Raw genomic sequence first — 12,095 nt, forward strand, 5'->3', positions numbered from 1 at the left:
TCATCCAACAGGGGTCTGACAATCCAAGTGGCCTCAGGCGATCAGAAGCCCGCGGCAGCCTCGAGAAGCTGTTCCGGCTACAACCCGGTTACTTACCCGCCGGCGAACGGAGGCAGCACGTCCACCACGTCGTCCGGACCGAGAACGGTCGAGCGGTCCCGCACCGCCACCTCATTGAGCAGGAAGCTGCTGCGGGACAGGATGCGCGGAAGCGGCGGCGTCCCGGCAGGGGGTACGGCACGCTCCACGGCCAGCACCGCCTCCAGTAGGTCCGCCACGGTAGCACCAGCCGGAAGTTCGAACTTTTCTTCCTCGAAGCCTGCGGCAGCGCGTGCGGCAGCAAAATAACGTACCAGCATTCCAGTCAGCCCCCGATAGCGCTCATGCTGCGGTCCGGCTGGACGAAGTCCGGAGCATCCAGTCCCACATGGTCCATGCCGTGGGCCTTTGGTTTGATCCACATGGCGTCCTGCCACCGCTGCGCCAGTTCCTGGTCGGTGGCGCCTGCCCGCAACAGACCCAGCAGGTCGAACTCCTCGCGCGAGAACAGGCAGCTCATGATCTTGCCCTCGGCAGTGATCCTGGTGCGCCGGCAGTCCGAGCAGAACGGCTCGGTGACGGAAGCGATAATTCCGACGGTTCCCAGCACCGGACCAGCCGGATTTGCCGAACCTGCCGCCCGTCGTCGTACTTCAAACCGCTCCGCAGGGGCTCCGTCACGCGCGCGGGGATCGCGGCTAAGGACAAAGTCGCGGGACAGCAGATCGCGGATCTCGGCGGCGGTGATCATGTTGCGCCGGGTCCAGCCGTGATCGGCATCCAACGGCATCTGTTCGATGAACCGCAGTTCGTAGCCGCGCCCCAATGCCCAGTCGAGCAGCTGCGGCGATTCGGCGTCGTTAATGCCGCGCATCAGGACAGCGTTCAGTTTGACAGGGCCCAGGCCGGCAGCCCAGGCGGCGTCCACACCGGCCAGGACCTGGCCCAGGAACGGACGCCGGGTCAGCTTGGTGAACGTTTCTTCATGCAGGGAATCCAGTGACACATTGATGCGGGTCAGGCCGGCTTCCTTGAGGGCAGCGGCCTTCTTGGCCAGGCCAACACCATTGGTGGTCATGGATATCGGCAGGTCCGGGTGGTTGGCACGCAGCGCCGCGATGATCTGCACCAGGTCGTGCCGAACAAGCGGTTCGCCGCCGGTCAGCCGCAGTTCGCGGACACCCAGCTGCTCCACGCCAACCTTGACAATCCGCACGATCTCCTCGGCAGACATGACAGCCTGCTTGGCGAGCCATTCCAGGCCCTCCGCCGGCATGCAGTAGGTGCAGCGGAGGTTGCATTTGTCCGTCAGGGACAGCCTCATGTCGGTGGCGCGGCGGCCATACCGATCCACCAGCCCGGTCGGTGCATCGGCCGGGCGGCGCGCAGGAACGCCGGGCAGCGCCGACGCTGCTTCCTCCCGCGGCTGGGGCATGCCTAGCTGGACACTCATGAAATCAGGCTACGCCACGTTGAGCCGCCCATCACACCTGTGACCAGACTCAGCTGGGCAAGATATATGGGCGCACCGCCGCCGGCGACCCTTCGCAAACCTATGCTGGAAGTTGTGAAGAGTTCCCAGCACAGGCACACGGCGGACGACGACGGCGCCGGCCTTGGGGAGCGTATGGAGAGTCCCGTCCCGCTGCAGGCAGTCCCACGCGCCAGGGGCGGTTGGGCTGCCGCTGCCGGGATAGCCGCGGCAGGCGCCGGTGTGGCAGCGGGGGAGTTGGCCGCGGGGGTTGTCAGCCCATCCCTGTCACCGTTTACAGCCGTTGGCGGCGCCGTCATCGACGCCGTCCCTCCGGGCGTTAAAGACTGGGCGATTTCCGTCTTCGGCACGGCCGACAAGGCAGCGCTCCTGGTGGGCATGGCGTTGGTCATCGCTGCCCTGGCCGCGCTGGCCGGAGTCCTCGAGTACCGGCGGCGGTTCACCGGTGCTGCCGTAATGGGAATTTTCGGACTCGCCGGAGCGGTCGCCGTCCTGACCCGTTCCCAGATGACCCCAACGTCACTCATCCCCCCGCTCCTGGCCGCGGGCGCCGCCGTCGTGCTGTTGCGCGTCTTGGTGCAAAGGCTGCGCGCGTGGGACGTGTCAGTGCCCGTCCACCCAAGTGCGAGCCAGCCTGCTGCCGCTGCCGGAACCACGGCCAGCCCCGTGGCCGCCCAATCCCGCCGCAGCTTCTTCCAGTTCCTGGGTGTCACTGCAGCTGCTTCCGCGGTGGGAGGAGTGCTGGCTGGAATCTGGCGCGGGGCTACCATGGCGGTCACCGAAGCCCGGGCACGCGTCACCCTTCCCGGAGCGGCATTCCCGGCCAAGCCCGTGCCGGCTGCTGCGGAGTCGGGTGTTGCAGGGATGATGCCGCTGGTGACCCCAAACCGGGACTTCTACCGGATCGACACCGCGCTGTCCGTCCCGGCAGTCAACCCGGATACCTGGGTCCTCAAAGTAACCGGAATGGTGGCCCGGGAAGTCCAACTCTCCTACGCCGACCTCATGGCAAAGCCGCTGACCGAACGGCACATCACCATCGCCTGCGTCTCCAACGGCGTGGGCGGTGACCTGATCGGGAATGCCCGCTGGCTGGGCTGGCCGGTCCGGGAACTGCTGGCCCTGGCCGGTCCCCGGCCGGACGCCGACATGGTCCTCTCCCGCAGCGCCGACGGCTGGACCGCCGGGACGCCGCTGGAGGTCCTCACCGATAACCGGGACGCCCTGCTGGCCGTGGGTATGAACGGCGAACCGCTGCCGCTGGAGCACGGCTTCCCGGTCCGCCTGGTGGTTCCGGGACTGTACGGTTATGTCTCGGCCACCAAATGGGTCACCGAACTCAAAGTCACCCGGTTCGCCGACGACGCCGGATACTGGACCCCGCGTGGCTGGTCGGAGCGCGGCCCCATCAAGACGTCGTCCCGCATCGACGTCCCCCGCAGAGGCCGCCCGGTCAATGCGGGAACGGTCGTTTTCGCCGGCGTCGCGTGGGCCCAGCACACCGGCATCCGGAAGGTGGAACTGCGGATCAACCGCGGACCGTGGCGGGAAGCGGATCTCGCCACGGGGATCTCCGCCGACACCTGGTACCAGTGGAAGCTGGCCGTGGACCTCACCCCGGGGCAATACGAGGTCCAGGTACGCGCCACCAACCTGGCTGGCCAACCCCAGGACGAAACCGCGCGCCCCCCTGCGCCCGACGGAGCCACGGGATTCCACACCGTTAGAGTGGACGTGAAATCCTGACGGCCCAGTCCCCCTGACGGCCCAGACCAAAGGCGTACCCATGACCAGCCACACCCAGCACGGCCCCGCCCACCACGCAGCGGAGCACGCCCGGTCTGTCGCTGAACACGCCGCCGCCGTCGTGGAAATCCTCCGGCCGCTCCAGTCAACGGAACGCATCCAAACCCTGCCACTCAGCCAGGCGCTGGGCCGCGGCCTGGTGGGTGACGTCGCCGCGCCGCTCAGCCTTCCTCCTTTCGCCAATTCCCAGATGGACGGATACGCCGTCCGCTCCAGTGACCTTTCCGACGGCGGCGGCGGCCTGCGCATCATGCCCCCTGTTCCCGCCGGGTCAAGCCCACAGGCCTTGGAGCCGGGAACTGCGGCGCCGATCATGACCGGTGCCATGATCCCGGCGGGGGCGGACGCCGTCGTACCGATAGAAAAGGCGGTGCCGGACCACTTCCTGGCATCCGGTGACGGGCAGACAGTAACGCTGCCGGCCACCGCACCGGGAACGTTCGTGCGCTCGACGGGCAGCGACATCGGTGCGGGGGAGCGTGCACTGGCCGCCGGGACCTGCCTGGGGCCGGCCCAGCTGGGGCTGCTCGCTGCCCTGGGCCTGCCGGAGGTGGCCGTGTACGAGGCCGTGACCGTCCTGCTGGTCACCACCGGGGACGAGGTGGTGGAACCGGGACGGCCACTCCCGCCGGGCAAAATCTTCGACTCCAACGGAACCCTCCTGGAAGCCGCCATGAATCAGGCGGGCCTGGCAGTCCGCCGCACCGGAATTTCCACCGACAACCCGGCAGCGCTCCAGGCGATGCTCAGAACCGAAAGCCAGGGGGCTGACCTGATCGTCACCACCGGCGGGGTCAGCAAGGGGGCCTACGAGGTGGTCCGGCAGGCAATGGCGGACCAGCCGGTGGACTTCCTGCACGTGGCCATGCAGCCGGGCGGGCCCCAAGGACTGGGAACGTTCGACGGCGTCCCCTTCCTCGGGTTTCCCGGCAATCCGGTCAGCTGCCTGGTGTCCTTCGAGATGTTCCTCCGCCCTGCACTGTCGGAGTTGCTGGGAGCCCCGGCCCGAAGGCTGCCGCTGCGCGCCCGCCTTGACCTTGGCGAGGCGGGCGGGAACCTCACCTCGCCCGGGCACAAGCACCAGGTCCGGCGCGGCAACCTGCAGCCGGACGGAACCGTAAAGCTGGAGGGCGGCGAGAGCTCGCACCTGATGCACGCCCTTGCCGGATCGAATGTCCTGGTCCACGTCCCTGCCGGTGTAACGGAACTCGCCGACGGCGACGAGGTGGAAGTATGGATGCTGTGAACGCAGAACATACCCCCGCACTGACGCACCTGCGCCAGGACGGCAGCGCCCAGATGGTGGATGTCTCCGCCAAAGCAGAGACCACCCGGGAGGCTACGGCCACCGCCACTGTCAGGACCACCGCCGAGGTGATGCAGCTCCTGGGCACCGGCGGGCTCCCCAAGGGTGACGCCCTGGCCGTGGCCCGCGTGGCAGGCATCATGGCAGCCAAGAAGACGCCGGACCTGATTCCGCTCTGCCATCCATTGCCCCTTTCAAAAGTCACCGTTGACTTCGCCCTCGGCACTGACGCCGTGACGATCAGCTCCACCGTGAAGACCAGGGGCGTCACCGGAGTGGAAATGGAGGCCCTGACCGCGGTGTCGGTGGCAGCCCTTAGTGTCTACGACATGATCAAGGCGGTGGACAAGCATGCCGTCCTGACGGATATCAAGGTGCTGGCCAAGAGCGGCGGCAAGAGCGGAGACTGGGCACTGTGACCAACCCCAACATCATGGACGTCTCCGAACCCCACCGTCACGGCGACGTGCAGGGGCGCAAGGCCGGCGTCGTGATCGCGTCCACGCGCGCCGCGGCCGGCATCTACGACGACGAAACGGGCCCCGTAATCACCGACTGGCTCACCGAACACGGCTTCGACGTCTTCCCGGCCATGGTGGTCCCCGACGGTGAGCCCGCGGGCGCTGCCATCAGGGCGCTCCTCACCCAGCGACCCGCCGTCGTCATCACCAGCGGCGGCACCGGCCTCAGCCCGGACGACCGCACGCCTGACGTCACCCTGCCCCTGCTGGACCGGGAGATCCCCGGAATCATGGAAGCGATCAGGCGGGCCGGTGCTGCCAAGACCCCGCTGGCCGCCCTGAGCAGGGGCTACGCCGGCGCCGCGGGCCGGACCTTCATTGTGAACCTGCCCGGGTCACCGAAGGGCGTCATGGACGGGCTCAGCGTCCTGGACCCGGTGATCGGGCACCTTTGCGACCAGCTGGAAGGCGGACATGGGCACTGAAGCAGCATTCGAAGTAGTGCGGGCGGTCCTGAGCGCGGATCCTATTTCCGTGAACCAGGCGATTGCCGCGGTGGAAAGCGACACTGCGGGCGCAGTGGTCAGCTTCAGCGGGGTTGTGCGCAACCACGACGGCGGCAAGGCCGTTGAGCGCCTCAGCTACAGTGCGCATCCCACGGCCCACCAGGTAATGGCCGACGTCGTCGCCCGGCTGGTTGCCGAGCAAAACGCCATGGGGGAGGAGGCTGCCGGGGAGACTTCCGGGGGCAAGGCCGGCCAGCCGGTCCGGATCTGGGCCGCACACCGGATCGGGACGCTGGAGATCGGGGACCCGGCGCTGGTGTGTGCGGTATCCGCTGCGCACCGGGGGCAGGCCTTTGCGGTCTGCTCCGAACTGGTGGACCGCATCAAGGAACAGGTGCCCATCTGGAAGGAACAGTTCTTCGCGGACGGCACCGTGGAATGGGTCGGCGCCGGCGGCTGATGCCTCCCTGGGCCAGGCGCCGCTCAATTCGTGCGCCTGCTGGATGCCTCAACTGCGAGGTAACGCACGCTGCCCGGTTCCTGCACCAACCTGTCCCGCCGGTAGGGTTAACGCCATGACCGAACAACACCCCGTTTCCAAGCTGGTGGCCGTCCTTGGCGCCAACGGACGCATGGGCGCCGAGGCCGTCAAGGCCATTGATGCTGCGCCCGACATGAAGCTCGTCGCAGCCCTGGGACGCGGTGACTCACTGGAGCAGCTGACCGCCTCCGGTGCCCAGTACCTGGTGGACCTGACAGTCCCCGAAAGCACCGAAGCGAACGTCCGCTTCGCCGTCGAGCATGGAATCCACGCGGTGGTGGGCACCACCGGCTGGGACGCCGGCCGCCTGTCCGCGCTGGAATCCCTCCTGGCCGGACATCCGGAAACAGGCGTACTCATTGCGCCGAACTTTGCCCTGGGCTCGGTGCTGGCCTCCGCCTTCGCCGCGAAGGCGTCCAAGTATTTCGAATCCGTGGAAATCATCGAACTCCACCATCCGGACAAGGTGGATGCCCCCTCCGGCACCGCCGTCCGCACCGCAGAACTCATTGCCGCTGAACGCAAGGCTGCGCAGGTGCCGCCCAGCCCCGATGCCACCACCACCGAACGTGCCGGCGCGCGCGGCTGCGAGGTGGACGGCGTCCGCGTCCACAGTGTCCGGCTCCGCGGCCTGGTGGCCCACCAGGAAGTCCTGCTGGGTGGTCCCGGCGAGCAGCTGACCCTCCGCCATGACTCCTTCGACCGCGCATCGTTCATGCCGGGCGTGCTCCTGGGCGTGCGCAACGTCGCCGCACACCCCGGCCTGACCGTAGGCCTGGACGGTTACCTTGACCTGGGGCTCTAGGCCGTGAACGCTTTCGCCGCAGGCTTCCGCAAGAACCGCACCAAGATCTGGGTGGGAGCGGTGACCCTGCTGCTGGTCTTCTACCTGGTGGTCTCCTTCCAGCGCTCCCTCCTGCTCCTGGCGGACAGCAACCTGACGGCCAAGGCCATCGGCGCCGCCTACCTGGTGCTGCCTATCGTCGGCGCGTGGGCCCTGATCCGCGAGCTGATGTTCGGCGCCCGCACGGAGCAGATGGCCAAGGTCCTGGAAGCCGAGGGCGGGCTGCCCGTGGATGATCTTCCCCGCACACCCGGCGGCAGGATCGTCCGCGCCGCTGCCGACGCTGAGTTCGAAAAGTACAGGGTGGAAGCCGAGGCTGCTCCTGACGACTGGCGCTCCTGGTTCCGGCTGAGCTGTGCCTATGACGCGGCAGGGGACCGCAAGCGCGCACGTTCCTCCATGCGAGACGCCGTGAAGCTCTTTACCGCGGCGTCCTAGTTGTCCTGACCCCGCGTTGCTGCCGCGGCGGACGGTCGGCCGCCGGCAGCCGGTGCGGCAGGTTCAGGCCAGGGCCTTGAAGCCGCCACGCCCTACCAGGCTTGCGCCGTGGCCCACCCATTCCAGCGGGCCCCGCCACCTCAGGCGCGCGAAAACGATGCCCACACCGATGGCAATGGCAGCGTGGGCAAAGTACATCCCGTCCTCGGTCCAGCCTGCCGGCAGGGGCTTGAGGTAGAAGCCGGAGACCACCCAGACATGGACGGTGTACAGGGTCAGCGTCATGGCACCGGGCCCCCGCAGCGGCAGCAGCAGGTCCAGGTCCACCCATTCGGCAAGGCGCTCCAGGAGCAGGCACGCACCGATGACGGCCGCCGCCACGGCCGAGGTATGCAGCAGGTCAAGCGGGGTGCCGGAATGCGGCGCGGCCGATGCCAGCCACCACCACGATCCCTCCTGGGGGAGTCCGGCAAGGTTCACCTGCAGTATGCTGCCCAGCGGGTATCCCGGTGAGTTGAGGACCTTCTCCAGCGCTTCCCGGCCGCCCCAATCCTCCATCGCCGTCACTCCCAGGGTCTTGGACACCACAGCCACCACTGTTCCGCTCACCAGCAGCAGCACGGGCACCACTGCCTTGGCCAGGGCCAGGCGGCCGATGGCGAGCCCCACCAGCAGGTAGGCCAGCCACTGCAGGACGGGGTAGTAGCCGGTGAGGAACAGGTCGGCGAGCAGCCCGGACGGTGTTCCGAGGTCCTCCCAGCGGGGGTTGTGGCCCAGCCTCAGGGGCGGCTCCGGGGCAAGGAGCCAGGGCCGCAGCAGGTAGGCCAGCACCGGTGACACCAGGATCCACCCGGCAGCCCACGCGCACAGGCGCTTCACGCCCAGTCCCAGGAAGGGAAGGACGCACAGGAACAGCACGGCGTAGTGGACCAGGATGATGGCCACATTCACTTCCAGGCCCCCCAAGGTCAGCCCGACGGCGGCAATCACCAGGGAGCGCAGTGCCACGCCGCGGCGGGCCGCCGAGAGTTCGGGGCCCTGCAACGGCTTGTCCTTCCCCGTGGACAGGGCAAGTCCCACGCCCGCCAGCACGGCGAACAGGGCGGCGGCGCGTCCGGAAAACGTGAGGCCGATCCAGGTGGGCGTGAGATCCGCATTCGATTCGAATGTCGGCAGCAGGTGGGTGGCCATCATCCCCAACAACGCCAGGCCGCGGGCCGCATCGACGCCCCGGAGGCGGCCCGGTTGGTGACGGCTTGCGGTCTTCCGGGGCCGGGTGGCCGGGGTGCGGGACGTCATGACCAGATCGTCTCACATGCGCCCGGAGCATTGCTGTCACAGCGAGGGCGCACTCCAGCGCACCCTTGTATTCGAATATATGTTCGAATACCATGGGTCCATGGAGATGCCACCATCAGAAGCCGTTGCCCCACAGGGATTCACCCTTCCACCGGTGTCCGCCGACGGGAACGCCGGAGGCGGGCTGTTGAAAGCCATGAGCCCGGGCGTGGTGGACTACCTGTTCCGCCAGCTTGTCTCCGGGCGCCCTGCCGAGGACGTCCAGTGGGAACGGGAAGGCGTCAGTCTGGCCGCCCAGCCGGAAGGGGCGGAGCTTGCGCGCCGGCTGGCGGAAACGGACATTGACGCCCTGACGCCCACCGAGCTGTTCCACTACGTACGGGCGGCGCAGCGGCTCGCCTCCTGGGCGGAGGACCTCCGGCAGGCCGCCGTCGGCCGCTATTGCCATGCCGCAACGGACGCGCGGCAGTCCGGCCGGAACCGTATTTGACGCTTGTCACGCCCGTGGCATTGTCCTAACCAGCCAGGGACAAGGTAACGTTTTTTCCATGGCTGACTCTTCCGCGCACATCCCTGCCCTCGGTACCCTCCTGACCGCCATGGTCACGCCGTTCACCAAGGACGGCGCAGTGGATTACGACCAGGCGGCAGCGCTGGCCAGCAAGCTGGTCGACGACGGCTGTGACGGCCTGGTGGTCACCGGCACCACCGGGGAAACCTCCACGCTGACGGACGACGAGAACCTCGGCATGTTCCGCGCCGTGAAGGACGCAGTGGGCGGCCGTGCGGCCATCATTGCCGGTACCGGTACCAACGACACCGCGCACTCAGTCCACCTTTCCCAGCAGGCTGCCGCCCTCGGCGTCGACGGCCTCCTCCTGGTGACCCCTTACTACAACAAGCCCAGCCAAGCCGGTGTCCGCGCCCACTTCGAGACCATCGCCTCTGCCGTGGACGTACCTGTCATGCTGTACGACATCCCCGGCCGGTCCTCCATCGCGATCGAACCCGACACCATGATCCGGCTGGCGCAGCACCCCAACATCGTGGCCGTCAAAGACGCCAAGGCCGACTTCATGGCAGCCACCCGTGTCATGGCGGAAACGGACCTCCTGTTCTACTCGGGCGACGACGGGCTGACCCTGCCCTGGATGGCGCTGGGCGCCGTCGGCCTGGTGGGTGTTACCACCCACGTGGCCACCCGCCGCTTCCGCGAACTCATCGACGCCGTCAACGCCAATGACCTGGGTACCGCGCGCAAGATCAACTTCGAGCTGCAGCCGGTGGTCCGCGCCACCATGACCCGGGTCCAGGGTGCCGTGGCGGCCAAACAGATTCTTAAATGGCAGGGAGTCCTGCCCAACTCGATTGTCCGTTTGCCCCTCGTGGAGCCGGACGAAACCGAGATCGAAACCATCCGCGGGGATTTGGCGGAAGCGGGGCTGGTCTTCTCCTGAGGCTAAGACCGGCACCCTTCCGCCTGGAAAGTAGTGCACTATGACCCAATCTGCCCTTACCGGCCTTGTCACCCCTCCGCGCCTGCCCCAGGGCACGCTCCGGATCGTTCCGCTTGGCGGGCTGGGTGAGATCGGCCGGAACATGGCCGTGTTCGAAATCGACGGCAAGCTGCTGATCGTGGACTGCGGCGTCCTCTTCCCAGAGGAAACCCAGCCCGGTGTTGACCTGATCCTGCCCGACTTCTCGTACATCGAGGACCGGCTGGACGACGTCGTGGCCGTCATCCTCACGCACGGCCACGAGGACCACATCGGCGCCGTGCCGTATCTGCTGCGCCTGCGCAACGACATCCCCCTGGTGGGATCCCAGCTGACCCTCGCCCTGATCGAGGCGAAGCTGCAGGAGCACCGCATCCGGCCCTACACGCTTACCGTGGAAGAGGGCCAGGTGGAGAAGTTCGGGCCCTTCGAATGCGAGTTCGTGGCCGTGAACCACTCCATCCCGGACGCCCTGGCCGTGTTCATCCGCACCGCGGGCGGCACGGTCCTGCACACCGGCGACTTCAAGATGGACCAGTTGCCGCTGGACGGACGCATCACCGACCTCCGGCACTTCGCCAAGCTGGGCGAAGAAGGCGTGGACCTCTTCATGTCCGACTCCACCAACGCCGACGTCCCCGGTTTCACCACCGCGGAGAAGGAAATCGGCCCCACGCTGGAGCGGTTGTTCGGCCAGGCCACCAAACGCATCATCGTGGCCTCCTTCTCCTCCCACGTCCACCGCGTGCAGCAGGTCCTGGACGCCGCGGCCAAGCACAACCGCAAGGTGGCCTTCGTGGGCCGCTCCATGGTCCGCAACATGGCCATTGCCGAGAAGCTGGGATACCTGGACGTCCCCGCCGGGCTGATCGTGGACATCAAGAACATCGACAACCTCCCGGACAACCGCGTGGTACTCATGTCCACCGGATCGCAGGGCGAGCCCATGGCCGCCCTGTCCCGGATGGCCAATGGCGACCACCGGGTGGTGGTGGGCGACGGCGACACCGTCATCCTGGCCTCCAGCCTCATCCCGGGCAACGAAAACGCCGTGTTCCGGATCATCAACGGCCTCCTGAAGCTTGGCGCCGACGTGATCCACAAGGGCAACGCCAAGGTCCACGTCTCCGGCCACGCCGCCGCCGGAGAACTGCTGTACTGCTACAACATCCTTGAGCCGCTCAATGCCATGCCGGTGCACGGCGAAACCCGGCACCTGATTGCCAACGGCAAGATCGCCATTGAGTCCGGCGTCCCGGATGCCAGCGTCATCCTTGCGGACAACGGCACCGTCATTGACCTTCGCGACCACCAGGCAGACATTGTTGGCCAGGTGGAGGTTGGCTTCGTCTACGTGGACGGCTCCAGCGTCGGTGAGATCACCGACGCCGACCTCAAGGACCGCCGCATCCTGGGAGATGAGGGCTTCATCTCCATCATCACGGTCGTCCACCGCGCCACCGGCAAGGTGGTGTCCGGCCCGGAGATCCACGCCCGCGGCGTTGCCGAGGACGATTCGGTGTTCGATGACATCATCCCCAAGATCAACGCTGCACTGGAGGAAGCGGTCCAGAACCACGCCGACCACACCAGCCACCAGCTCCAGCAGGTAGTGCGCCGCGTCGTGGGCACCTGGGTCAACCGCAAGCTGCGCCGCAAGCCCATGATCATTCCCGTGGTGCTCGAGGCCTGATACCAGGCGGCACCGCGTCAGAGGATCCCCGGAAGGGCCCGGTTCTTCATAAACCGGGCCCTTCCGCGCATCAGGATGGTCCTTCGGAGCGTCCGTCCGGGGTCCCTCCCCGCCGTGCGGCGGGTAGGCCGGCGGCCCCGATATCCCCGGAATCACAGCCTGCTTCCGGTACCG

At 67.5% G+C, this 12,095-nt stretch carries 13 protein-coding genes; 10 read left to right on the top strand and 3 right to left on the bottom strand.

Features of this window, described 5'->3' with window-relative positions; translation table 11 throughout:
- Positions 1-92: 92 nt before the first annotated feature.
- Both FBY36_RS16320 and moaA read right to left on the bottom strand, forming a co-directional pair.
- Positions 93-359 (bottom strand): MoaD/ThiS family protein, encoded by a 267-nt coding sequence (locus FBY36_RS16320; protein ID WP_142121071.1) that lies wholly within the window; start codon positions 357-359, stop codon positions 93-95.
- 5 nt (positions 360-364) lie between these two features.
- On the bottom strand, positions 365-1,492 hold the full coding sequence (gene moaA / locus FBY36_RS16325; RefSeq protein ID WP_200830519.1) for a GTP 3',8-cyclase MoaA: 1,128 nt from the start codon (positions 1,490-1,492) through the stop codon (positions 365-367).
- A 174-nt stretch (positions 1,493-1,666) separates the two neighbouring features.
- Between moaA and FBY36_RS16330 the strand changes: the two genes are divergently transcribed.
- The 7 genes from FBY36_RS16330 to FBY36_RS16360 all read left to right on the top strand — a co-directional run bounded on the left by FBY36_RS16330 (position 1,667) and on the right by FBY36_RS16360 (position 7,433).
- A complete protein-coding gene (locus FBY36_RS16330) occupies positions 1,667-3,277 on the top strand; it encodes a molybdopterin-dependent oxidoreductase (protein WP_142122683.1) in 1,611 nt (536 codons plus the stop codon).
- A 40-nt stretch (positions 3,278-3,317) separates the two neighbouring features.
- Positions 3,318-4,583, top strand: coding sequence for a molybdopterin molybdotransferase MoeA (locus tag FBY36_RS16335; RefSeq protein ID WP_142121074.1), 1,266 nt, complete (start codon positions 3,318-3,320; stop codon positions 4,581-4,583).
- On the top strand, positions 4,571-5,062 hold the full coding sequence (gene moaC, locus FBY36_RS16340) for a cyclic pyranopterin monophosphate synthase MoaC (RefSeq protein ID WP_142121076.1): 492 nt from the start codon (positions 4,571-4,573) through the stop codon (positions 5,060-5,062). Before FBY36_RS16335 ends, moaC begins: the two co-directional genes overlap by 13 nt.
- A 14-nt stretch (positions 5,063-5,076) precedes the next feature.
- Entirely contained in the window at positions 5,077-5,589 is a 513-nt protein-coding gene (locus FBY36_RS16345; protein WP_142122684.1) for a MogA/MoaB family molybdenum cofactor biosynthesis protein, read from the top strand.
- Positions 5,579-6,070: a molybdenum cofactor biosynthesis protein MoaE gene (locus tag FBY36_RS16350; protein ID WP_142121078.1), complete on the top strand. Its 492-nt coding sequence runs from the start codon at positions 5,579-5,581 to the stop codon at positions 6,068-6,070. The genes FBY36_RS16345 and FBY36_RS16350 overlap by 11 nt, the downstream gene beginning before the upstream one ends.
- A gap of 115 nt (positions 6,071-6,185) precedes the next feature.
- A complete protein-coding gene (gene dapB / locus FBY36_RS16355) occupies positions 6,186-6,956 on the top strand; it encodes a 4-hydroxy-tetrahydrodipicolinate reductase (protein WP_142121081.1) in 771 nt (256 codons plus the stop codon).
- A gap of 3 nt (positions 6,957-6,959) precedes the next feature.
- On the top strand, positions 6,960-7,433 hold the full coding sequence (locus FBY36_RS16360) for a hypothetical protein (protein WP_142121084.1): 474 nt from the start codon (positions 6,960-6,962) through the stop codon (positions 7,431-7,433).
- Positions 7,434-7,496: 63 nt separating this feature from the next.
- Here FBY36_RS16360 and FBY36_RS16365 read toward each other — a convergent pair whose 3' ends face one another.
- On the bottom strand, positions 7,497-8,732 hold the full coding sequence (locus FBY36_RS16365; protein WP_142121086.1) for a heparan-alpha-glucosaminide N-acetyltransferase domain-containing protein: 1,236 nt from the start codon (positions 8,730-8,732) through the stop codon (positions 7,497-7,499).
- Positions 8,733-8,832: 100 nt separating this feature from the next.
- On the opposite strand from FBY36_RS16365, the gene FBY36_RS16370 reads away from it, so the two are divergent.
- From FBY36_RS16370 to FBY36_RS16380, 3 genes are read left to right on the top strand one after another with little or no spacing between them, the layout of a single operon-like run.
- The gene (locus tag FBY36_RS16370) at positions 8,833-9,222 is read left to right on the top strand and encodes a hypothetical protein (protein ID WP_235008873.1); all 390 of its coding nucleotides are present in this window, start codon (positions 8,833-8,835) and stop codon (positions 9,220-9,222) included.
- A 58-nt stretch (positions 9,223-9,280) separates the two neighbouring features.
- Positions 9,281-10,189 carry a 4-hydroxy-tetrahydrodipicolinate synthase gene (dapA, locus tag FBY36_RS16375; protein ID WP_142121088.1) on the top strand — a complete coding sequence of 303 codons (909 nt, stop codon included), beginning with the start codon at positions 9,281-9,283 and terminating at the stop codon, positions 10,187-10,189.
- A 40-nt stretch (positions 10,190-10,229) separates the two neighbouring features.
- Positions 10,230-11,921, top strand: a complete 1,692-nt coding sequence (locus FBY36_RS16380; protein WP_142121090.1) for a ribonuclease J — start codon at positions 10,230-10,232, stop codon at positions 11,919-11,921.
- Positions 11,922-12,095: the final 174 nt, after the last annotated feature.

Source organism: Arthrobacter sp. SLBN-122 (assembly GCF_006715165.1).
Taxonomy (GTDB): domain Bacteria; phylum Actinomycetota; class Actinomycetes; order Actinomycetales; family Micrococcaceae; genus Arthrobacter.

Excerpts from the sequence above, each read along its gene's own strand:
- FBY36_RS16345 (WP_142122684.1), top strand. The coding sequence starts at position 5,077 with ATGGACGTCTCCGAACCCCACCGTCACGGCGACGTGCAGGGGCGCAAG.
- dapB (WP_142121081.1), top strand. The coding sequence starts at position 6,186 with ATGACCGAACAACACCCCGTTTCCAAGCTGGTGGCCGTCCTTGGCGCC.
- moaC (WP_142121076.1), top strand. The coding sequence starts at position 4,571 with ATGGATGCTGTGAACGCAGAACATACCCCCGCACTGACGCACCTGCGC.
- dapA (WP_142121088.1), top strand. The coding sequence starts at position 9,281 with ATGGCTGACTCTTCCGCGCACATCCCTGCCCTCGGTACCCTCCTGACC.
- FBY36_RS16380 (WP_142121090.1), top strand. The coding sequence starts at position 10,230 with ATGACCCAATCTGCCCTTACCGGCCTTGTCACCCCTCCGCGCCTGCCC.
- FBY36_RS16365 (WP_142121086.1), bottom strand. The coding sequence starts at position 8,732 with ATGACGTCCCGCACCCCGGCCACCCGGCCCCGGAAGACCGCAAGCCGT.
- FBY36_RS16350 (WP_142121078.1), top strand. The coding sequence starts at position 5,579 with ATGGGCACTGAAGCAGCATTCGAAGTAGTGCGGGCGGTCCTGAGCGCG.
- FBY36_RS16330 (WP_142122683.1), top strand. The coding sequence starts at position 1,667 with ATGGAGAGTCCCGTCCCGCTGCAGGCAGTCCCACGCGCCAGGGGCGGT.
- moaA (WP_200830519.1), bottom strand. The coding sequence starts at position 1,492 with ATGAGTGTCCAGCTAGGCATGCCCCAGCCGCGGGAGGAAGCAGCGTCG.
- FBY36_RS16335 (WP_142121074.1), top strand. The coding sequence starts at position 3,318 with ATGACCAGCCACACCCAGCACGGCCCCGCCCACCACGCAGCGGAGCAC.
- FBY36_RS16320 (WP_142121071.1), bottom strand. The coding sequence starts at position 359 with ATGCTGGTACGTTATTTTGCTGCCGCACGCGCTGCCGCAGGCTTCGAG.
- FBY36_RS16370 (WP_235008873.1), top strand. The coding sequence starts at position 8,833 with ATGGAGATGCCACCATCAGAAGCCGTTGCCCCACAGGGATTCACCCTT.